We start from the raw sequence: 582 nt of genomic DNA on the forward strand, positions 1-582 counted from the left end.
GGCGGTTTAGTGGGTCGTAGTGGTAGTGGTGTTCGCCTTTGTGGGTGTCTTGCAGGCGAGTGAGGTTGCCGGATTTGTCGTAGTCGTAGTGGCGTTGGTAAAGCGTGTGTTGCTGTTGGATGACGGCGTGGGCGTGCAGGCGTTGCTGGTCGTCGTAGTGGTAGTGACTGATCAGTTGGCCTTGCTGACGCTGGTGTTCCTGGCCGGCTTTGAACAGGTGGGAGGTCAGCACCGTGCCGTTCAATTCGACGGTGGTGAGGTGGCCGCCTTTGTCGTGGTTGAACACCACTCGGTTGTTGTCTGGCAGACGTAGATTTTGCAATTGGCCGCAGCTGTCGTAGCCGTAGCGTAGCGTGCTCCAACCTTGGTGCTCGGCGGTGAGTCGGTTTTGGCTGTCGTACTCGTAGGCCAGGGCCCAGTGGCCGTCTTCGACGCTTAGGAGGTTGCCCTGACGGTCGTAGGTGTAATCGACCAGGTTGCCGTCGGGCAGAGTTTTTCTTACGAGTCGACCGGCATAGTCGCGCTCGTAGCAGGTAACCAACTGACTACCGTCATCACCGTGTTCGGCCTTTTCCTGCAGGT

1 protein-coding gene is annotated in these 582 nt (G+C 58.2%); it reads right to left on the reverse strand.

Features of this window, described 5'->3' with window-relative positions; translation table 11 throughout:
- Positions 1-582: RHS repeat domain-containing protein (locus ACP7EW_RS30820; protein WP_426221810.1), on the reverse strand; the 582-nt coding region annotated here is incomplete at both ends.

Origin of the sequence: Pseudomonas sp. DWRC2-2 (assembly GCF_049897885.1) — a bacterium.
Lineage (GTDB): Bacteria > Pseudomonadota > Gammaproteobacteria > Pseudomonadales > Pseudomonadaceae > Aquipseudomonas > Aquipseudomonas azotoformans_A.